Genomic DNA, 1,522 nt, shown 5'->3' with positions numbered 1-1,522 from the left:
GCCCCGGCGCGTGCGCCGGGGCCCCGCTCCGCTTCCGGGAGCCGGTACAGCGCTTGCGAGACGCCGCCGCGCGACCCGCACACCCGCTTCCCGAGCCATGACCGATCCCCAGCCCGAGACCCTCGCGGAAGCCGTGGAGGACGCCGCCGGCGAGAAGCTGGGCCTCCGCGAGTGGGACCGCCCGGCGATCTTCCGCCAGACCGCCGACGCCGCGACCGACGCCGACCTCCCGTACTGGTCGGTGCTGCTCCTCTCCGGGGCCATCGCCACCCTGGGGCTCGCCACCGACAGCTCGGCGGTGGTGATCGGCGCCATGCTGGTGGCCCCGCTCCTGGCCCCGGTGGTGGGGCTCGCCCTCTCCCTGGCCGCCGGGGACGGCCGCCTGGCCTTCGAGACCGCGGCCGTGGTGCTGGCCAGCACCCTGGCGGTGATGGGGATCGGGGCGCTGCTCACCGCGCTCCTCCCCTTCCACACCATCACCCTGGAGATCTCCGCGCGCACCCGCCCCACCACGCTCGACCTGGGGATCGCCGTCTTTTCCGGGCTGGCCGGCGCGGTGGTCACCGTGGCGCGGGGGCACCGGCTCTCCGCAGCCATTCCGGGGGTGGCGATCTCGGTGGCCCTCATCCCGCCGCTGGCGGTGGCGGGGTTCGGGATCGGCGCGGGGCTGAACTGGACGCTGATCCGCGGCAGCCTCCTCCTCTACGGCGCCAACCTGGCGGGGATCGTCCTCAGCGGGATGGTGGTCTTCATGCTGGTGGGGATGCACCGGCCCGCGGTGCTGGAAGCGGCGGAGCGCTGGCACGGCGAGGGGCGCATGACCGGTCTCGCCGCCTGGACCAACCGCTTCGGCTGGGTGCGCGGGCTGGGGGTGATGCACTCCACCTGGACCCGCATGGCGCTGGTGCTGGGCTTCGTGGTGGCGGTGTCCATCCCGCTGAGCGCCACGCTGGAGGAGATCGCGCGGGAGCGGCGGGTGCGCGACGCGGTGGAGGACGCCGCCGAGGCGGTGTTCGAGGTGGACCGGCGCTCCTCGGTGCTGGACCGCCGCATGGACATCGACGGGGGGCTCACCCGGGTCTTCCTGCGGGTGGGGACCACGGACTGGTTCGGGGAGGACGCCCGGCAGGAGTTCGAGCGGCGCGCCTCCGCCGCGGCGGCCGAGCCGGTGCACCTGGTCCTGGAGCAGCTCCCCCTCTCCGTCGGCGACGCGGCCGACCTGGCGCGTCTCTTCCCGGAACTGGGATCCCGGCCGGACCCCCGCGCGGTCCCGGCCGCGCCCGCGCTGGTCCCCCTCCCGGAGCTGCTGTCCCGCGCCCGCGAGCGCCTGCAGGGGGCGCTGGAGGAGCTCCCGCTCCCCGCCGGGGTGCGGGTGGCGGGATCGGAGCTTGCCGTCGCGGCGGACGGCGGGACCGTCGTGCGCGTGGGGTACGCGTCCCCGCGGCCCCTCCCCCCGGAGGCGGAGCAGATCCTGGCGCGGCAGGTGGCGCGCGCGCTGGGGCTCCCCGGCGCGGTGGTACGC

At 76.3% G+C, this 1,522-nt stretch carries 1 protein-coding gene; it reads left to right on the top strand.

Going from position 1 to position 1,522, the window contains the following annotated elements; translation table 11 throughout:
* Positions 1 to 97: 97 nt before the first annotated feature.
* The coding region (locus tag VGR37_03435; GenBank protein HEV2146447.1) for a DUF389 domain-containing protein at positions 98 to 1,522 on the top strand (1,425 nt) is incomplete at its 3' end.

The organism is Longimicrobiaceae bacterium (assembly GCA_035936415.1).
Lineage (GTDB): Bacteria > Gemmatimonadota > Gemmatimonadetes > Longimicrobiales > Longimicrobiaceae > JAFAYN01.
This window is presented reverse-complemented; position numbering and strand designations above follow the sequence as displayed.